Origin of the sequence: Paraburkholderia sp. EG304, from assembly GCF_046543485.1 — a bacterium.
In the GTDB taxonomy this organism is placed as follows: domain Bacteria; phylum Pseudomonadota; class Gammaproteobacteria; order Burkholderiales; family Burkholderiaceae; genus Paraburkholderia; species Paraburkholderia youngii.
Genome location: NZ_JBKGUA010000527.1, coordinates 1 through 217 on the forward strand (window position 1 = coordinate 1; position 217 = coordinate 217).

The window sequence follows — 217 nt, forward strand, 5'->3', positions numbered from 1 at the left end:
TACGGCTCGCCCTGGCCGGCCAACAGATGATGGAACAGGATGCCGTCCTGCAGCGGCGACAAGCCATAAATGTCCTGGATGTTGCCGACCCCACCCGGCACCGTGCCGACGATCCGGTCGATCTCGCGCTGCGTCAGCTCGATCAGCGGCAGCATCTCTGGCGTGATCGCCGTACCCTGCGCGCTGATCAGGGGGGCCGGGTCCACCACCTCCTGAT

At 65.9% G+C, this 217-nt stretch carries 1 protein-coding gene; it reads right to left on the reverse strand.

Translation table 11 applies throughout. The features are described from left to right. Nucleotides 1–217 (reverse strand): hypothetical protein (locus ACLFKU_RS45015; protein WP_410853547.1); only part of this gene is annotated, 217 nt, incomplete at both ends.